Here is a 19,116-nt window from a genome sequence, read left to right on the forward strand (position 1 = left end):
CGAGGGGGGACATCCATGACTTCCACGGCTTCCACTTCCACCGCCAGGCCGCAGATCTGGTTCCTGACGGGCAGCCAACACCTCTACGGTCCTCAGACACTGGCGCAGGTGGCGGACCAGTCCCACAAGATCCAGCAGATGCTCGCCGACTCAGGCCGTATCAGTGCGGACATCGTGCGCCAACCGGTACTGACGGACACCTCGGCCATCCGTCAGACCCTGGAAGCGGCCAATACGGATCCCGCGTGCGTGGGGGTGATCGCATGGATGCACACGTTCTCCCCCGCCAAGATGTGGATCACGGGTCTGGATGCGCTGCGCAAGCCCCTGCTGCACCTGCACACCCAACTCAACCGGGAACTCCCGTGGTCGTCCATCGACATGGACTTCATGAACCTCAATCAAGCAGCCCATGGGGACAGGGAGTTCGGGTACATACAGACCCGCATGGGCGTCGCCCGCAAAACAGTCGTGGGGCACGTGTCCGACCCCGCCGTGGTCCAGCGGATCGATGACTGGGCCCGAGCGGCGATGGGCCATCACCGCATGCGCCACCTGCGGCTGGCCCGCTTCGGTGACAACATGCGCGAGGTCGCGGTGACCGAGGGCGACAAGGTCGAAGCCGAGCTGCGCTTCGGAGTCAGCGTCAACACCTACGGCGTCAACGACCTGGTCGAAGTCGTCGATGCCGTGTCGGACAAGGACGTGGACCAGCTCGTCGTCGAGTACGCCGACATCTATCACCTGGCACCCGAACTGGCCCACGCAGGCGACCGCCACGCATCCCTCCGCTACGCCGCCCGCATCGAAGCCGGCTTGCGCCAGTTCCTCGACGCCCAAGGATTCGGGGCCTTCACCACCAACTTCCAGGACCTGGGCGGCCTGCGCCAGCTGCCCGGACTGGCCGTCCAGCGCCTCATGGTGGACGGATACGGTTTCGGCGGCGAAGGAGACTGGAAGACCGCCGCCCTGCTCGCCGCGGTCAAGGCGATCGACCCCCGGTCGTCCTTCATGGAGGACTACACCTACCACTTCGGCCCCGGTGAGGCGAAGGTCCTCGGCGCGCACATGCTGGAGGTATGCCCCTCCATAGCCGCAGACCGCCCCTCGTGCGAGATCCATCCCCTGTCCATCGGCGGCCGCGAGGATCCCGTACGGCTCGTCTTCGACGCCGCTGCGGGACCGGCGACGGTCATCGGACTGGCGGACCTCGGCGACCGTTTCCGCCTGGTGGCCAACGAGATCGACGTCGTGGTGCCCGACGAGCCGCTTCCCCACCTCCCGGTCGCACGGGCGGTCTGGCAGCCGCGACCGTCGCTTTCGGCCTCGGCGGAGTGCTGGCTGATCGCCGGCGGTCCTCATCACACGGTCCTCACGACGGCCGGAACGGGAGCTCTGCGCGACTTCGCACGCATGACCGGCACCGAACTCGTGACGATCGGCGATCGCACCAGCCCGGAAGACTTCGATGACCGCCTGCGCTGGAACCAGGCGTACTACCGGCTTGCTCGAGGGTTCTGATCAGGATTCACACAGTGCTGCGCTCGTGCCGGATGGACGGCGCGGACACGACTGGGCGGCGGTCCCACAGGGGCTGCCGCCCTGCCTGAGCAGGCATATCAAACCCATTGTTCGATGGCCTGCCGAGGGGACAGGACACCCCGGGCACCCGGCCCCCGAGCGCGCCTTACGGAAGGAATCATGTGGATAGCGTGAGAGCCGGGACGAACACGTCCGACTGGACCGAACTGGACCAGCGTGCTGTCGACACCGCCCGGATCCTGGCCGCCGACGCGGTCCAGAAGGTCGGTAACGGCCACCCCGGTACGGCGATGAGCCTGGCCCCCGCCGCGTACACCCTCTTCCAGAAGGTGATGCGGCACGACCCGGCGGACCCGGAGTGGGTCGGCCGCGACCGTTTCGTGCTCTCCGCGGGTCACTCCTCGCTGACCCTCTACACCCAGCTGTACCTCGGTGGGTTCGGCCTGGAACTGGACGACCTGAAGGCCTTCCGCACCTGGGGTTCGAAGACCCCGGGCCACCCGGAGTACGGCCACACCGCGGGCGTCGAGACCACCACCGGCCCGCTGGGCCAGGGCCTCGCCAACGCGGTGGGCATGGCCATGGCCGCCCGCTACGAGCGCGGCCTGTTCGACCCCGAGGCCCCCGCGGGCGCCTCCCCGTTCGACCACATGATCTACGCGATCGCGGGCGACGGCTGCCTCCAGGAGGGCATCTCCCACGAGGCCTCCGCGCTGGCCGGCCACCAGAAGCTCGGCAACCTGGTGCTGCTGTGGGACGACAACCACATCTCCATCGAGGGCGACACGGAGACGGCTGTCTCCGAGGACACCCTGAAGCGCTACGAGGCGTACGGCTGGCACGTCCAGCGCGTCGCGCAGCAGGCGAACGGCGACCTCGACCCGAAGGCGCTGTTCGCCGCGCTGCAGGCCGCCAAGGCCGAGACGGAGCGCCCCTCCTTCATCGCGGCCCGCTCGATCATCGCCTGGCCGGCCCCGCACGCCCAGGGCACCGAGGCCTCGCACGGCTCGGCCCTCGGCAACGACGAGGTCGCCGCCACCAAGCGCGTCCTCGGCTTCGACCCGGAGCAGACCTTCGAGGTCTCCGACGAGGTCATCGCGCACACCCGCGCGCTGGGCGACCGCGGCCGCGAGGCCCGCGCCGCGTGGGAGAAGGAGTTCTCCGCCTGGCGCACCGCCAACGCGGAGCGCGCCGCCGAGTTCGACCGGATCAACGCCAACGAGCTGCCCGCGGGCTGGGAGGACGAGCTCCCCGTCTTCGAGGCCGGCAAGGGCGTCGCCACCCGCGCCGCCTCGGGCAAGGTCCTCGAGGCGCTCGGCGCGGTCATCCCGGAGCTGTGGGGCGGCTCGGCCGACCTGGCCGGCTCCAACAACACCACCATCGACAAGAACTCCTCGTTCCTGCCGGTGGGCAACCCGCTGCCGGAGGCCGACCCGTACGGCCGCACCATCCACTTCGGCATCCGCGAGCACGCCATGGCCGCGGCCATGAACGGCATCGCCCTGCACGGCCACACCCGCGTCTACGGCGGCACCTTCCTGGTGTTCTCCGACTACATGCGCAACGCCGTGCGCCTCTCCGCGCTGATGCACGTGCCCGTCACCTACGTGTGGACGCACGACTCCATCGGCCTCGGCGAGGACGGCCCGACCCACCAGCCGGTGGAGCACGTCGCCGCGCTGCGCGCCATCCCGGGCCTGAACGTGGTCCGCCCGGCCGACGCGAACGAGACGGCCATCGCCTGGCGCGAGATCCTGCGCCGCCACACGAAGGTCTTCGGCAAGGGCGCCCCGCACGGTCTGGCGCTGACCCGCCAGGGCGTGCCGACCTACGAGCGCAACGAGGACGCCGCCAAGGGCGGGTACGTGCTCTTCGAGGCCGAAGGCGGCGAGCCCAAGGCCGTTCTGATCGCGACCGGTTCCGAGGTACACCTGGCCGTCGAGGCCCGTGAGCGGCTCCAGGCCGCCGGCACCCCGACCCGGGTGGTCTCGATGCCGTGCGTGGAGTGGTTCGAGGAGCAGGACCAGGCGTACAGGGAATCCGTTCTGCCGCCGTCGGTCCGGGCCCGGGTCGCGGTCGAGGCCGGCATCGGCCTGACCTGGCACAAATACGTGGGAGACGCCGGACGGATCGTGTCGCTGGAGCACTTCGGTGCCTCGGCGGACGCCAAGGTCCTCTTCCGAGCGTTCGGGTTCACGCCCGAGACGATCGCCGTCGCGGCCCGGGAATCGATCGAAACCGCCGCGCTGACGCCGGTGTCCGACAAGTAGGAGATACGACTCTCATGACAGACGCTCTCAAGCGCCTCTCCGACGAAGGCGTCGCGATCTGGCTGGACGACCTGTCCCGCTCCCGGATCGCGTCCGGGAATCTGGCCGAGCTGATCGACCACAGCCACGTGGTCGGCGTCACCACCAACCCGTCGATCTTCCAGAAGGCCATCTCCGAGGGCCACGGCTACGACCAGCAGCTCGCGGACCTGGCCGCCCGCAAGGTCACCGTCGAAGAGGCCATCCGCATGATCACCACGGCGGACGTCCGCGACGCCGCCGACATCCTGCGCCCGGTGTACGACGCGACCGAGGGCCAGGACGGCCGGGTCTCGATCGAGGTCGACCCGCGCCTGGCCCACAACACCGCGGCGACCATCGCCGAGGCCAAGCAGCTCGCGTGGCTGGTGGACCGCCCGAACACGCTCATCAAGATCCCGGCGACCAAGGCCGGCCTGCCGGCGATCACCGAGGTCATCGGCAAGGGCATCAGCGTCAACGTCACGCTGATCTTCTCGCTGGAGCGCTACCGCGAGGTCATGGACGCGTACCTGGCGGGCCTGGAGAAGGCGAAGGCCGCGGGCCTGGACCTCTCCAAGATCCACTCGGTCGCCTCCTTCTTCGTGTCCCGCGTGGACTCCGAGATCGACAAGCGCCTGGACGCCGTCGGCACCGACGAGGCCAAGGCCCTCAAGGGCAAGGCGGCGCTCGCGAACGCCCGTCTGGCCTACGAGGCCTACGAAGAGGTGTTCGGCTCTGCCGACAAGTCCGCACAGACCACCGAGCGCTGGGCCGCCCTGGACAAGGCGCACGCCAACAAGCAGCGTCCGCTCTGGGCCTCGACCGGCGTCAAGGACCCGGCGTACAAGGACACCCTGTACGTGGTGGACCTGGTCGCCCCCGGCACCGTGAACACCATGCCCGAGGGCACCCTCGAAGCCACCGCCGACCACGGCGAGGTCTCGGGCGACACCATCCGCGGCACGTACGAGCAGGCGCGCGCCGAGCTCGCCGCGGTCGCGAAGCTGGGCATTTCGTACGACGATGTGGTGCAGCTGCTCGAGGAAGAGGGCGTCGAGAAGTTCGCGGTGTCCTGGAACGACCTGCTGGACTCCACTTTTCTTGAGCTCGAACGCATCGCGCGTCTCACCCGGGCCGGCTCTGGCACACCGTGATGCGGTGGCGGATTCGCCGTCGTGACGGCGCCTTGCCCAGAAGCAGAACGAGAAGCAGCGGAGGCGGATGGCCGCGGTTTACCAGGTGCACCACCTGTTCGTCCGGCACCTGGGCGATGAGTGCGGTGGTCCTGCGAGTACGTGCCCGGCGCTTCGGCCTCCCGCCGCAGCGCGGCCCCGCGATGGTTCATGACCTCCTGCAGTTCCTCCTCGTAATGGACGACCTCCCGGCACGCGCCCAATGCCACCGCGACCGCGCGTATGGCGGGCAGCCCTTCCCCCCGGACGTCCCCCGATCAGGCGGACGCCGTAGCGCGTCTGTACGGCCTTCGCGTTCACACCCGCGGCGAGGGCTGCCGCGGCTAACCGGTCGTGGAGAACCCAGACCCCGCTGATCATCGGCAACTTCCTGGGGATCATCGTGGTGTCGGTAGCCAGGGTCATCCTGAGTAGCGCGGTGCGCACGGACAGCGTGCCGATGGGGCCCATCGTCAGCGCGGCCAGCGCCGGCGTCGTGCTGAGCACGGGGCCGGTCACCAGATCGTGTGCGGGCGAGAGCTCGATGCCCAGCACGCCCAGCGCGATCGCGAAGGGCGCACACTGCGCCGGTGCGAACTGCACCTCACGGTGACCGCCCATTGGCCTGCCTCGCGGAAGCTGTTGCAGCCTCCCAGGACGGTGAAGGAGTCCTGCCGGAACAGGTCCAGGGCGAGCCGTGAAGTAGACCATGAACCCGGCCGGCAAGCAGCAGGGTGACCGCACAGGGGGCAAGAACTCCTCTGCTGAGTATTCTCCATCGCTTCGGCCAGGGTCGGCGCGAGAGCAGCCAGGACTTCGACGGCCTCGCGTACGGACCGGCGGACAGTCGCGCGACGCCGATGCCCCGTGAGCGGCACCCACAGGCCTGGGAGCTGTGATTTCAGGGCGAAATGATCTCGATGCCCTCATCCATGGGATCGACCCGGCGCACGGTGCCGTATCGCGAAACGACCCGGTGTACCCGCACCGCAACGACGCGGGCGCGATACGCAACGGTGACCTCAAGAGCCTTGACCCCAAATACTGTTAGCGTTAACAATCTTGGAACATCAGGCCAGAGGCGTTACCAGGGTCGCGCCGGTCATGGCCACACCACTGGAGGAAACGTGCGCAGAGTTCCTATGGGTCTCACCGCGGCCGCTCTCACGATGGCTCTGGCCGCCTGCGGCCAGAGCTCCAACGGCGTCGGCGGGGACGCGGACGGCAAGGACGCAAAGGGGGGCCTGATCGGCATCGCCATGCCCACCAAGTCGTCCGAGCGCTGGATCAACGACGGCAACAACATGGAGAAGCAGTTCCGCGCCAAGGGGTACAGGACCGATCTCCAGTACGGAGACAACGTCGTCGAGAACCAGGTCGCCCAGATCGAGAACATGATCACCAAGGGCGCCAAGCTGCTGGTGGTCGGCGCGATCGACGGCTCCTCGCTCACCGACGTACTGCAGAAGGCCACCGACGCCGGCATCAAGGTGATCTCCTACGACCGTCTGATCCGTGGCACGGAGAACGTCGACTACTACGCAACCTTCGACAACTTCAAGGTCGGCGTCCTCCAGGGCACGTACATAGCCGACAAGCTCGGCCTCAAGAACGGCAAGGGTCCGTTCAGCATCGAGCTCTTCGCGGGCTCGCCGGACGACAACAACGCCACCTTCTTCTTCCAGGGCGCGATGAGCGTCCTGAAGCCGTACATCGACGACAACAAGCTGGTCGTCCGCAGCAAGCAGACCGGTTTCAGCCAGGTCGCCACACTGCGCTGGGACGGCGGTGTCGCTCAGTCCCGGATGGACAACCTGCTCAGCAAGGCCTACACGTCGAACCGGGTCGACGCGGTGCTCTCTCCGTACGACGGCATCTCGATCGGCATCCTGTCCTCCCTCAAGGGAGTGGGGTACGGCGACGCCGGCAAGCCGCTGCCCATCGTGACCGGCCAGGACGCCGAGCTGGCCTCGGTCAAGTCCATCCTCGCGGGCGAACAGACGCAGACGGTCTACAAGGACACCCGGGAACTGGCCAGGGTGACCGTCCAGATGGCCGACGCCGTCCTGACCGGCGGCAAGCCCGAGGTGAACGACACCAAGCAGTACGACAACGGCGCCAAGGTCGTCCCGTCCTACCTGCTCGACCCGGTCAGCGTGGACAAGGACAACTACGAGAAGGTGCTGGTCGACTCCGGGCAGTACACGGCAGGTCAGCTCAAGTAGCGCAAGCCCTCGCAGTGTTGGTGGTACGGCCGAACGGCCAGGCCGGCCAGACGGCCGTACCATCCCCGACCGAACGGATGCACCAACATGGCCGGACCTGTCCTTGAGATGCGTTCGATCAGCAAGTCCTTTCCCGGCGTCAAGGCCCTGTCCGACGTCAACCTGACCGTGGCCTCCGGCGAGGTCCACGCGGTCTGCGGCGAGAACGGCGCCGGCAAGTCCACCCTGATGAAGGTCCTCAGCGGCGTCCATCCGCACGGCACCTACGGGGGCGAGATCCTCTTCCAGGGTCAGCCGGTCGCGTTCAAGGACATCAGGTCCAGCGAGCAGCACGGCATCGTCATCATCCATCAGGAGCTCGCCCTGATCCCCTATCTGTCCATCGCGGAGAACATCTTCCTCGGCAACGAGCCCGCGCGGGCAGGTTTCATCAGCTGGAACACGACGCTCCGTCAGGCCAAGGCGCTGCTCGCCCGCGTCGGGCTGCCGGAGAACCCGCAGACTAGGATCGCCGACATCGGGGTGGGCAAGCAGCAACTGGTGGAGATCGCCAAGGCCCTGGCCAAGCAGGTCAAGCTGCTGATCCTCGACGAGCCGACGGCCGCGCTGAACGACGAGGACAGCCGCAAACTGCTCGACCTCATCCTTGAGCTCAAGGCCCAAGGCGTTGCCTGCATCATCATTTCGCACAAGCTGAACGAGATCGCCCGGGTCGCCGACTCTGTCACGATCCTGCGCGACGGCCGCACCGTCGAGACCCTCGCGGTCGGCGCCGACGGCATCTCGGAGGACCGCATCATCCGGGGCATGGTCGGCCGCGACCTGGAGCACCGCTACCCGGAGCGCACGCCCGACATAGGAGAGGTCGCCCTCGCGGTCGAGGACTGGACCGTGCACCACCCGATCGACCTGCACCGCAAGGTGGTCGACGGGGTTTCGGTCAACGTCCGGCGCGGCGAGATCGTCGGCATGGCGGGCCTGATGGGCGCGGGCCGCACCGAACTCGCGATGAGCGTCTTCGGCCGCAGTTACGGGCGGTGCACCGGCGGCCGGGTGCTGCTCGACGGCCGGGAGATCCGCACGCGCACGGTGTCGGAGGCCATCGGTCACGGCATCGCGTACGTCACCGAGGACCGCAAGCACCTCGGGCTGAACCTGAGCGAGGACATCAGCCGCAACATCTCGCTGAGCGCTCTCGGCAAGGTCTCCCGGCGCGGCTGGGTCAGCGAGCACGAGGAGACGCGGGTCGCGGAGCGGTTCCGGCGCTCCATGAACATCAAGACGCCGTCGGTATTCGTGGAGACCGGCAAGCTCAGCGGTGGCAACCAGCAGAAGGTCGTCCTCAGCAAGTGGATCTTCTCCGAGCCGGAGGTCCTCATCCTCGACGAACCGACACGGGGCATCGATGTCGGCGCTAAGGCCGAGATCTACACGGTGATCGCCGACCTGGCCGCCCAGGGCAAGGCAGTCCTGGTGATCTCTTCGGAGCTCCCGGAGCTGCTCGGCATGTGCGACCGCATCTACACGATGGCCGACGGCCGGATCACCGGTGAGGTGGACCGCGCGGACGCCACCCAGGAATCCCTCATGCGCCTCATGACCGTGAGCGCGGCAACCGACAACGAGCAGGTGTGACGCATGGCCCAGACACAGACCTCCCATGCCGAGACGGGCACCGCGCCTGAAAAGAGGCCCGAGAACGGCGGCGTGGGCCGGATGCTGGCCGCGGCGATGCGCAGCAACATACGGCAGTACGGCATGCTCGTCGCGCTGGGACTGATCATCGTGCTGTTCCAGGTATGGACCGACGGGACGCTGCTCAAGCCGCTCAACGTCACCAACCTGATCCAGCAGAACGGCTACATCCTCATCCTGGCGATCGGCATGATGATCGTCATCATATCGGGGCACATCGACCTGTCGGTCGGTTCGCTGGCCGCCTTCGTGGGTGCGGCCGGGGCGGTGATGATGGTGCAGCACGGCATCTCCTGGCCCATGGCGCTCGCGGTCGCGCTGCTCATCGGGGCGGCGGCGGGGGCGTGGCAGGGCTTTTGGATCGCGTACGTCGGCATCCCCTCGTTCATCGTGACGCTGGCCGGCATGCTGCTCTTCCGCGGTGGCACCCAGATCCTGCTGCAGGGCCAGTCGGTGGCACCGTTCCCCAAGGGATTCCGGCAGCTCAGCAGCGGCTTCCTGCCCGAGGCCGGACCTGAGACGAACTACCACAATCTGACGCTGCTGCTGGGCGCCGCCGTGCTCGCCGTGGCCGTCTTCCAGGAGTTCCGGGGCCGCCGGCAGGCCGCGAAGTTCGGGCTGGAGCTGCTGCCCAAGGGCCTCTTTGTCGTCAAGCTCACCGCGATAGCGGCAGCCGTGACGGTCTTCACGCTGCTGCTGGCGAGCTACCACGGCTTCCCGATCGTGCTGCTCATCCTCGGCGGCCTGCTGGTCGCCTTCGGCTACGTCATGCGCAACTCCATCCTCGGCCGGCACACCTACGCGGTCGGCGGGAACGCCGGCGCGGCCCGGCTGTCAGGCGTCAAGAGCAAGCGGGTCGTCTTCCTGGCCTTCGTCAACATGGGTGTCCTGGCCGCACTGGCCGGTCTGGTTTTCGCCGCCCGGCTCAACGCGGGCACACCGCAGGCCGGTATCAACTTCGAACTGGAGGCGATCGCGGCGGCCTTCATCGGGGGCGCCTCGGCCTCCGGGGGCGTGGGCACCGTATTCGGCGCGATCATCGGCGGTCTGGTGCTCGGCGTGCTGAACAACGGCATGTCGCTGGTCGGCATCGGCACCGACTTCCAGCAGGTCATCAAGGGCCTGGTGCTGCTCGCGGCGGTCGGCTTCGACGTCTACAACAAGCGCAAGATCGGTTCCTGACCCTGGCCCTGCCCCTCGCTCCGAGAACGGCGGCGCTCCCCTTCCTCGATGGGGCGGCCGCCGTTCTCGCGAGCTATCTGCTGTCCAGCGTCGACGGGAGACCACTGGCGCCGCGTCGAGCCGGTCGATGTTGGGGGCGTACCCTTCCGGGTTGGTGAGTGTCACGGTGTTGGCGCCCGGCTTCAGGTCGACCGGGACACCGATCGTCCAGAAGTCGTCCCAGCTCCAGGTGTTCTTGAAGGTGACCCGCCGGGCCGAGCCGCCGCCGACCGTGAGGTCGGCCGTGCGGGACATGATGTCGGTGTTGTACGCGTGGCCGTTGTCGCGCCGGTCGTTGTTGGAGTAGTGCAGGGTCAGCAGGTGGCGGCCCGCCTCGGCGGCGCGGACGGTGAAGGTCGCGGTGTTGCCGCCACCGTTGCCCAGCCAGCCGACGTAGCTGCCCTCGCTGGCGTGCGGGGAGTTCACCAGCCTGGCCGCGCCGGTCAGCGCGGCGCTCGTTCCCTCGTGGACGGCGGCCCCGTCCGTGTCTCCGGTCCCCGACACGTCCAGGGAGCGCAGCGGAGCCTCCACCTCACCAGCCGCGTTCACGGCGATCCGGTTGTTGCCCTGGATGAGGAACAGCCGCGCGGAGGTGTTGTGGCTGACGGTCACCGACGCCCCGTGCAGCGAAAGGTCGACCGCCCGGCCGGCGCTCGGCCGCACCGTGTAGTAGCCGTCGCGCGGCGCGTACACGTCGAAGACCGCGCGGTCGCCCCCACGGAGTGTCAGCGTGCCGGTGCCGGTGGCGCCCGTCCTGGTGTAATCGAAGGCGGGACGGCCGCTGATATGGGCGAGCGTAGCCTCGTAGGTGGTGACGGGTGTGAGGTATATACGGCGATCATGCCGGGCCGGGTACCGGCAGCAGCAGCCCGCTGATGGTCAGGGCGTACGCCGCTGAGACCAGCCGGGACGTGCGGCGGGCGAACACTCGGGCGGGGGTGATGGTGCTGGCCACGGTGGAAGTACCCCTCGGGTCGGGAATCTCGCCTAGAAACCGGCCGCGCCCTGCGCCTTCGCGATCTGCGCGAACTGGTCCTGGGCCCCCTGGGCAACCTGCTCCGGGGTCTTCTTCCCGTAGATCATGTCGGCGAGGCCGAGGTGCAGATCGGGGGCGACGATCGCCTTGGCCTGGAAGACGCCGTTCGCGGTGGGCAGGGCAGCGGTCTGGCGCTTGGAGGTGGCGGGGAGGCCTCCGGCGAGGGCACGCCGGGCTGGACCGACGGGATCTTCATCGCCTTGATGTACGCCGCGTAGTCGGTGTCCAGCCAGAAGGCCAGGAACTGCCGGGCGGCGTTCTGCCGCTTCTCGTCACCTGGCCTGAAGGCGACCACACCGTTGGTCTGGTCCGGCGAGTACAGGGCGGTGGCCGAGGAGTTCGAAACCGGGAACCAGCCGAGCTTCCGGTCGATCTCGGCGGTCGAGTGCTTGGCCTGGAGCTGGGACTGGAAGGAGGTGGCGTTGAGGACCATGCCCGCCTCGCCCTTCCACAGGGCATCAGCCGAGCCGGTGAAGGTGCCGGTCCGGTAGTTGTTCTGCGCGAGCCCCGCGTCGAGCAGCTTGTCCTTGTAGGTGGCGACGGCCTTGACGACGACCGGGTCGGTCCACCTCTCCTTGTTGCGGTTGAGGTCCGCCCACCACTGCTCGTCAAGGTCGGTGAGCTGAACCTGGACTTGCCACTGCATCGGCCATTTGTCCCCGCCGGCCTCGTAGAAGGGAGCCGCTGCGGGCACCTTCTCCTTGATCGTGCGTCCGAGGGCCAGCAGCTCCTCGTATCTGTGCATGGGCTCGTGCCTCTCTGACGGAAAGTCGGGGTCAGTGGTGTGGTGGCGGGGACTGGGCCGCGTGCCCTTCGGGCGGCGGGGCTGATCTCCTTCGCGCTGGCCGGCGCCCTGCTGGGCCGGATCCCCCTCTCCGGCCACCTCGACCGCATGACCGACGCGCAGCGGGCGCTGGTGCGCGGCGCCGTGGCCGTCTACAAGGAGGTCAGACCGGACCTCCGCCACGCCACGGCCTTCTGGCCGCTGGGCCTGCCCGGCTGGACCGCCCGCTGGCTCGCCCTCGGCTTGCGAGCGCCGGGGGTCACCTATCTGACCGTCTGGCGCCGGGACGCCGGCGCAGCCGACCACCACGAGCTGCCGGTGACGCACCTGGCGGGCCGGGACGTACGGGTGGACATCCTCCATCCGCACGTCCCGGCGGGAGCCACCGCGACCTGGGATCCCAGTCGGTCGGTGCTCGGCGTCTCGCTCCCCCGCGCGCCGAGTGCGATGCTGGTGAGGCTGAGGGGCACGCGGCGCCGCCCTTGATGCGCGGGCGGCGGGGTCGGCGTTGAATGGGAACACGGAGTCCGCGGTCGGAGCCCCTCCCGAATCGAGGATCATGTGAGCGCAGAGAGTCACATCCTCGGCGCCGCCTGTGCCGTCGCGGCGGACGGCATCGTCTTGATGCTCGACGCGCGGGGCCTGATCACAGCCTCCGCGGGCGAGGCCGAGACGCTGCTGGGCATCCCCGCGACCCGGCGGCGCGGCACGGACATCCGCGCCCTGCTCACCGACCCGCACGTCTGGCAGGCGCTCACGACGGCCTCGGCCGCCACCTCCTGTTGTGTCCGGACCAAGCTGAACAGCACCGACGGCGCGGAGAGCGTCGCCGTACGTATCGATCTGCTCGACCTGGACGGGGGGCCCGGCGCCGGGTACCTGCTGCGCCTTCTCCCCGCCGGTGTCGCCGACGAGCTGGAGGACGACGATGCGCTGCTGCGCGCCATGTTCACCCAGAGCGGACTCGGGCTCGTCATTCACGACAGCGACATGCGTCTGACCAGGATGAATCCGCTCCCCCTCGACCTGGCCGCCGGTCCTCCGCCCGGCGCCGGCGCCTTCGATCCGCAGGGCGCGCGGCTGTCGGAGCTCCTGGTGCCCGAGGACGCCAGGCCGCTGGAGGCGCAGCTGCGCAGGGTCGCCGATACCGGTGTGCCGCTGATCGACGACGTGCGGTCCGCGCGGCTGGCGCACCTGCCCGACCGCGAACGCACGGTGAAGGTGACGGCGCTGCGGATGCAGGCCGCCGACGGGACCCTGCGCGGTGTGGCCGTGACGTACACCGACGTGACCGAGGAGGAGCGCTCGCGATGGCGTTCCGCACTGGTCGCGGGGGCGTCCTCGCGGCTCGGCCGGTCCCTCGACATCGGGAACAACGCTCAGCTGCTGGCGGAGCTGCTGGTTCCCGAGTTCGCCGACCTCGCTGCCGTGGATCTCACCGAGTCGGTGCTCGGCGGCACCGAGCCGAGCGACTTCCTGACGGGCGCCCCGCTGCGCCGCCTCGCCGTGGCGGCCGCCGACGGCGAGTGGCCCTGCGAGCTGTACCCGCTCGGCGCCACCATCCGGATCCAGGACATCGAGAGCGAGCACCTACGTCGGGGCGCCGCCGTCTTCGCCGTAGACCTCCGGGACATGCGGAGCAGGCTGGCGGGTGACGCGGAGAGGTCCCGGCTGGTGCTGGCGCCCGGCGCCGCGTCCTTCATGGTGCTGCCGCTGCACGCCCGGGGCCACGTCCTGGGGGCGGTAGGACTGTGGCGTACGGCCGAGCGGGCTCCTTTCACCCGGGACGACGCGCTGCTCGCCGAGGACATCGGCTCCCGCGCGGCGCTGGCCATCGACAACGCCCGCCGCTACCTGCGCGAACGCCGGATGGCGGAGACCCTTCAGCGCAGCCTGCTGCCCCGGCCGGTGATGGAGGTGACCGCGGCGGAGACCGCCGGGATCTACGTCCCGGGCAGCACGGCGGAGCGGACCGGAGGAAGCTGGTTCGACGTCATCACGCTGCCCTCGACACGGGTGGCCTTCGTCGTCGGATGCGTCACCGGTCACGGGCTGAACGCGGCGGCGGCCATGGGACGGCTGCGCACGGCGGTGCGTACGCTCGCGGACCTCGACCCGGCGCCGGAGGAGCTGCTGACCCACCTGGACGACCTCGTCGTACGGCTGGAGGACGACCAGAAACCCGACGACGTCGACGGGGCCGTACGGGGGGCCAGCTGTCTCTACGCGGTCTACGATCCGGTGGCCGGGCGGTGCCTGATGGCGAGCGCCGGACACCCCGCCCCGGTGCTGGCCCCGGTGGACGGCGGCACCGACGTGGTGAAACTGGCCCCCGGACCAGCGCTCGGCACGGGCGGCGCACCGTTCGAACCGGTCGAGCTGGAGCTGGCCGCCGGCGACCTGCTTGCGTTCACCGCGGGGGCGCTGGCCGAGCGTACGAGGAGCGAGTCCGACCCGCTGCTCGGGCACCTGCGGGAGACAGCGCAGTCCGGGGCGCGGGACGGCCGCCCTCTGACCGAGCTGGGGCGGGGCATCCTCGCTCCGCTGCTGGCCGATCCGCCGGAGGACGACTCGACGCTGCTGCTGGCCAGGTTGCGTGCGGTCGCGGAGGAGTCGGTGGCGTCCTGGGAGTTCCCGGCGGACCCCAGCATCGTCTCGGAGAGCCGCGCGGCGGTGTCCCGGCAGCTGGCCCGGTGGGATCTCGATCATCTGGTCTTCAGCACCGAGCTGATCGTCAGCGAATTGGTCACCAACGCCATCCGCTACGCCGGGGCTCCAGTGGGGCTGCGCCTGATCAAGGACAACCGGCTGATCTGCGAGGTGTCCGACCCCAGCCAGACCCAGCCGCATCTGCGGCGTGCCCAGCTCACCGACGAGGGCGGGCGGGGGCTGTTCCTGGTGGCGCAGGTGACTCACCGCTGGGGCAGCCGATACACCGGGACGGGAAAGACCATCTGGACCGAGCAGTTGCTCGAAGGCATGGAACTCGACTTCGGTGACCTTGACCTGGATGTCGACCTGACATGAGGCCGAGGGCCGCGCCCCGGTTTCGGGGGCGCGGCCCGGCGGTCACTGCAGGTGGAAGGTGGCGTCCGCCCGGGCGAGCGTGGAGCCGACCGGCTGGACGTACAGCCCGAAGTCGAAGTGGCGCACGAAGCGCCCCGGCCGGCTGTACGACTCGTAGGAAACGCCTGCGGAGTCGGCCAGGCCGGGCCGCTGGTGGAAAGTGGCGCTTTCCTTGAAGGCCGCGCTGCCGTCATTCTTCTCGACCCATACCTCGCCGTTCTTGTCGTGGAGGTAATAGCCGGGGTAGTTCGCGGATTCCAGCGAGACGGCGCCGCCGCCGGACAGGCCCGGCACCGTCCGGAACTGCGAGTCGGCGAGGTTGGTGACGTTCGGCTCCAGCTTTCCCCGGAACTCCCAGTGCCGGATGTAGCGGTCGGGGTAGTTGTGCGAGGCCAGCCGCTTGGGGGTGGCACCGTCGGCGACCGGGATCCCGAAGTTGGGCGTGTCGTCGGCGTTCCAGTACAGCTTCTGCACGCGGGTACGGCGGTTGGGGTCGTTGAGCGGGTCGCCGCTGATGTCCTTGTAGCCGCGGTCGTGGTAGACGAGGATGTCGCTCCGGCCGTCCTCGGATTTGGTGAAGAAGTTGTGTCCCGGCCCGTACTGGCCGGTGGCCTCGTTGCTCTTGAACACGGGAGTCGGGCTCTTCGTCCAGGCCGCCGGGTCCAACAGGTTGGCGGAGGCGGACGCGGAGAGCAGGCCGAGGCAGTAGTTGCTGTCGGTCGCGGAGGCCGAGTAGCTGAGGAACACCTTGTCGCCGCGCCGGATGAAAGCCGGGCCCTCGTTGACCTTGAAGCCGGCCGTCTCCCAGCCGTACGTGGGGACCGTCAGCCGGACCGGTGTGCCGGAGATCGTCGTGGGGCTTGCCATCTTGGCGATGTAGACGTTGGAGTTGGTCGCGATGGCCGGGTCGTGCTGGGCCCAGCTGAGGTACCGGGTGCCGCCCACTGTGAAGGTGGTGGCATCCAGCGCGAAGCTGTCCATCGGGGTGGCGATCCTGCCCTTCTCGGCCCAGCTGCCCGTCATCGGGTTGGCGGCGGAGCTTTCCAGGGCGTACATCCGGATCTTCCAGATGTCGTCGGCCCGGCCGGCGGCGAAGTACACGTACCACTTGCCGTCGATGAAGTGGATCTCCGGTGCCCAGATGTGCGCGCCCATCTCGCCGGTCGCGTGCTTGGTCCAGATGACGGTCTCGGGGGCGGTGGACAGGCCCTGGATCGTGGTGGCCCGGCGCAGGATGATGCGGTCGTACTCGGGGGCCGTCGCGGTGAAGTAGTAGTAGCCGTCGGTGTGTTTGTGGATCTGGCCGTCGGCGCGCCGTTCGGCGAGTGAGTTGGTGTACGAGACGGCCGGGTCGGCGGGGGCGGCGGCCTGGGCAGGCAGCGGGAGCAGGAAACCGGCCATGAGGGCGACACCGGCGGTGAGGGCACCCGGGAGCGTGCGCGGTACGTGCATGTTCTTCCTCTTCTCTGGCGGAGTGGCGGGGCGGGCGGGGTCAGCCGACCCGGAGCTGCCACTGCTGGCAGGCATTGCCCAGCCACTTCCACTGCCGTACGTCGCCACCGTCCTCCTTCGAGCAGTTGGCGACGTCGGCGACCTTGCCGGTGTGGGCATTGGCGAGGCGGATCCAGCCGCTGTCGCCGGCGATCAGACGGAACCGCTGGCAGGCGTTGTTCAGCCACTGCCACTGGCGCAGGTCGGCGCCGTCGGCGGTGGAGCAGTCCGCGACGTCGAGGACCTTGCCGGTCGCCACGCTGACCAGCCGGCTGGTGTCATCGGCCTGGTCCTCGATGCGCCACTTCTGCGCGGTGGCGCCGTTGCAGGCCCACTGGCGTACGTTGGCCCCGTCGGCTGCCGAACCGTTGGCGAGATCCAGGCACTTGCCGCTGTTGCGGTTGACCAGGGTGAAGGAGTCGGACGGCGTCCCGGACTCACCGGATGGGGCGGGCAGCCGGGTGCCGGTGGCCACCGGGGTGCCGAAATTGGGCGTACCGTCCGCGTTCCAGGTGAACTTCTGCGCGCGGGTGGTACGGCGGTTGTCGCAGCCGCCCGCGGCGCTGTCGTTGGCGTGGTAGACGATCCAGCTCTCGGTGCCGTCCGGCGAGGTGAAGAAACCGTTGTGGCCGGGCCCGAACACGCCTGCCGCGTCATTGCGCTGGAAGACCGGCGTCGGCTTCTTCGTCCACGACGACGCGCTCAGCGGGTCGCTTCCGGTCAGTTCCAGCAGACCCAGCTTGTAGTCGGGGGTCTGGCATCCGGAGGCCGAGAAGGTGAGGAAGGTCCGGCCGCCCCGGTACAGCGGCGCGGGACCCTCGTTGACGTGGTTGCCGCTCTGCGTCTCCCAGCCGTGGGTGGGAGAGGAGATGATCCGGAAGCCGCCGCTGAGGGTGTAGGGGTTGCTGAGCGGCGCGATGACCAGGCTCTGCCGGCTGCCGTTCATGAACCCGCTGCCGAGCAGGTAGAGGCGGCCGCCCACGCGCAGCAGACTCGCGTCGATCAGCCACCCCCCGGGGTCCAGCCCGGGGCCGGTCAGGGTGCTCTTGTGGGTGTACGGGCCCAGGGGGTCGCTGCCGGCGCTCTGGAGCACGTGGGTGCGCTGGGAGTCGCAGCACGGGTCACCGGTGTTTCCGGCGGAGTAGTACAGGTACCAGCGGCCGTCCACGAGGTGCATCTCGGGGGCCCACATGTTGGTGCCGCGCGAGGGCGTGCTGTCGGCCCACACCTGCACGCTCGGCGCGCTCGACAGGCCGTCCAGCGTCGGTGACTTGCGCATGGTCAGCTCACCGGTGAACGAGCTGGCGGCCAGGTAGTAGTTACCGTCGTGGTACTCGATCCACGGGTCGGCGCCCTTCTGCGTCTTCACCGGGTTGGTGAATGTCGTAACGGCGGCCTGCTGGGCCGCCGCGGCGGTACTGCCGCCCGTGAGAGCGGTGGACAGCAGTCCTAGGAGCGCGAGCGTCAAAGCGAGCCAAGCTCCGGGGCGGCGGGAGCGGGAACGGGAACGGGGGGAATAGCGGGTCACGGTTGTCCCTTCAGGGCGGCGGTGTTCCGCGCAGGCCGGCGCTGCTGAGCGCACCGGCCGAACGACGGGGGAGCCCGAGAACGCTCGCGGCGGATACACGTGGAATGCAACCCGACCTGCTGGAGCACGACGGAAATCGAGGCCACGTTGCCACGGCGTTAGCAGATTGTTAACGCTCACACCACGGCGGGTCAAGGTCTCCGACAGAATCGGCGCACGACGACAGTGGCCCTGGACCCGGAGGCAATTCGATGCGCCGCACTGTCGTGACGGAAGATCAGAAACCTCGCGGCAGAGGCTAGTAGGCCCGATATCAACGGCTTGCTCTGGCGAGCTCGCGGATCCTGGCGTGTGTCGGGCGTCAGTAGTTTGGCGCCCAGGATTTCCGCGCGGCCGGCCAGTTACTGGGCCTTGCCGCACCCGCACAGTGCGGTGCGGCCCGGCCTCAGCCAGACCTCCGTGGACGTCCGCGGATCGCGGCGCGACTGCCGCACGGAGCGGGCTACTGGCAGGTTGGGCAGCGGCTCGATGACCTGGATCTCGTTGGCGACCAGCCGGAAGCGGTCGCCCCTGTCGGCCAGCCCAGGACGACCGACGGGCCGGTGTACGTCAAGGACCAGCCGTACCGGATCCTCCCGGCCGCCAATGCCCGGCGCTCACCGGCGATCCAGGGAGCCGGTGGGCGCCCCGCGTGGTGCCGTGAATGGTCCGAATCCGCTTCGCGAGCGCCGCCTCGTCGCCACCTGGTCCTGGTGGCCGGCTCAGCCAGGCGCTGACGACGGAACCCGACCGGGAGACCCGCAGGACTGTTCACCAGCGCTCTAACCCGTACTTCAGATGGCGGTCGGAGATGATCCGTCAGCAGCAGGGCAACGACCCCACCCATCTCCTACGCGTTACTGGACAGCCTTGCGGAGAAGCCGCTCTCCGGCTCCCGCCTCACGGCCTGCTTCCGCGGCCGCTTCAGCTCATCACGCTGCCCCGGCGCATGACATCACTCCTCCGCCAGCCGTGGGCTGGCTGGACCTTACGGACTCACTGGCATGCGACTCGCTGTTGACGTCC

10 protein-coding genes and 2 pseudogenes are annotated in these 19,116 nt (G+C 69.1%); 8 read left to right on the plus strand and 4 right to left on the minus strand.

Annotation, left to right across the window (positions count from 1 at the left end; translation table 11 throughout):
• Positions 1-15 precede the first annotated feature (15 nt).
• The 6 genes from araA (at position 16) to mmsB (ending at position 10,107) form a co-directional block, all read left to right on the plus strand.
• Positions 16-1,521, plus strand: a complete 1,506-nt coding sequence (araA, locus tag ACIQV3_RS09250; protein WP_403711309.1) for an L-arabinose isomerase — start codon at positions 16-18, stop codon at positions 1,519-1,521.
• Positions 1,522-1,712: 191 nt separating this feature from the next.
• On the plus strand, positions 1,713-3,812 hold the full coding sequence (tkt, locus tag ACIQV3_RS09255; RefSeq protein ID WP_403711311.1) for a transketolase: 2,100 nt from the start codon (positions 1,713-1,715) through the stop codon (positions 3,810-3,812).
• Positions 3,813-3,826: 14 nt separating this feature from the next.
• Positions 3,827-4,987 (plus strand): transaldolase, encoded by a 1,161-nt coding sequence (gene tal / locus ACIQV3_RS09260; RefSeq protein ID WP_403711313.1) that lies wholly within the window; start codon positions 3,827-3,829, stop codon positions 4,985-4,987.
• Between the two features lie 1,160 nt (positions 4,988-6,147).
• Positions 6,148-7,230 carry a multiple monosaccharide ABC transporter substrate-binding protein gene (gene chvE, locus ACIQV3_RS09265; protein WP_403711635.1) on the plus strand — a complete coding sequence of 361 codons (1,083 nt, stop codon included), beginning with the start codon at positions 6,148-6,150 and terminating at the stop codon, positions 7,228-7,230.
• Positions 7,231-7,317: 87 nt separating this feature from the next.
• Positions 7,318-8,865, plus strand: coding sequence for a multiple monosaccharide ABC transporter ATP-binding protein (gene mmsA, locus ACIQV3_RS09270; protein WP_403711315.1), 1,548 nt, complete (start codon positions 7,318-7,320; stop codon positions 8,863-8,865).
• A gap of 3 nt (positions 8,866-8,868) precedes the next feature.
• Positions 8,869-10,107: a multiple monosaccharide ABC transporter permease gene (mmsB, locus tag ACIQV3_RS09275; RefSeq protein WP_403711317.1), complete on the plus strand. Its 1,239-nt coding sequence runs from the start codon at positions 8,869-8,871 to the stop codon at positions 10,105-10,107.
• A 1,026-nt stretch (positions 10,108-11,133) separates the two neighbouring features.
• Here mmsB and ACIQV3_RS09280 read toward each other — a convergent pair.
• Positions 11,134-11,945: pseudogene (locus ACIQV3_RS09280) on the minus strand (extracellular solute-binding protein); the annotation flags it as partial.
• A 24-nt stretch (positions 11,946-11,969) separates the two neighbouring features.
• Here ACIQV3_RS09280 and ACIQV3_RS09285 point away from each other — a divergent pair.
• Together ACIQV3_RS09285 and ACIQV3_RS09290 are read left to right on the plus strand one after the other, a co-directional pair.
• Positions 11,970-12,452 (plus strand): hypothetical protein, encoded by a 483-nt coding sequence (locus ACIQV3_RS09285; RefSeq protein ID WP_403711659.1) that lies wholly within the window; start codon positions 11,970-11,972, stop codon positions 12,450-12,452.
• Between the two features lie 75 nt (positions 12,453-12,527).
• The gene (locus ACIQV3_RS09290) at positions 12,528-14,993 is read left to right on the plus strand and encodes a SpoIIE family protein phosphatase (RefSeq protein WP_403711319.1); all 2,466 of its coding nucleotides are present in this window, start codon (positions 12,528-12,530) and stop codon (positions 14,991-14,993) included.
• Between the two features lie 42 nt (positions 14,994-15,035).
• On the opposite strand, the gene ACIQV3_RS09295 is transcribed toward ACIQV3_RS09290, so the two are convergent.
• The 3 genes and pseudogenes from ACIQV3_RS09295 to ACIQV3_RS09305 all read right to left on the minus strand — a co-directional run.
• Positions 15,036-16,433 (minus strand): family 43 glycosylhydrolase, encoded by a 1,398-nt coding sequence (locus ACIQV3_RS09295; protein WP_403711636.1) that lies wholly within the window; start codon positions 16,431-16,433, stop codon positions 15,036-15,038.
• A 91-nt stretch (positions 16,434-16,524) separates the two neighbouring features.
• Complete coding sequence (locus ACIQV3_RS09300) at positions 16,525-17,991, minus strand: family 43 glycosylhydrolase (RefSeq protein WP_403711321.1); 1,467 nt, start codon at positions 17,989-17,991, stop codon at positions 16,525-16,527.
• A gap of 497 nt (positions 17,992-18,488) precedes the next feature.
• Positions 18,489-18,698, minus strand: a pseudogene (locus ACIQV3_RS09305) (L-arabinose isomerase); the annotation flags it as partial.
• Positions 18,699-19,116 lie beyond the last annotated feature (418 nt).

Origin of the sequence: Streptomyces sp. NPDC099050, from assembly GCF_044759865.1 — a bacterium.
In the GTDB taxonomy this organism is placed as follows: Bacteria; Actinomycetota; Actinomycetes; order Streptomycetales; family Streptomycetaceae; genus Streptomyces.

Coding starts and splice junctions, on each gene's coding strand:
- araA (WP_403711309.1), top strand. CDS start 16: ATGACTTCCACGGCTTCCACTTCCACCGCCAGGCCGCAGATCTGGTTC.
- tal (WP_403711313.1), top strand. CDS start 3,827: ATGACAGACGCTCTCAAGCGCCTCTCCGACGAAGGCGTCGCGATCTGG.
- chvE (WP_403711635.1), top strand. CDS start 6,148: ATGGGTCTCACCGCGGCCGCTCTCACGATGGCTCTGGCCGCCTGCGGC.
- mmsA (WP_403711315.1), top strand. CDS start 7,318: ATGGCCGGACCTGTCCTTGAGATGCGTTCGATCAGCAAGTCCTTTCCC.
- mmsB (WP_403711317.1), top strand. CDS start 8,869: ATGGCCCAGACACAGACCTCCCATGCCGAGACGGGCACCGCGCCTGAA.
- ACIQV3_RS09295 (WP_403711636.1), bottom strand. CDS start 16,433: ATGGCCGGTTTCCTGCTCCCGCTGCCTGCCCAGGCCGCCGCCCCCGCC.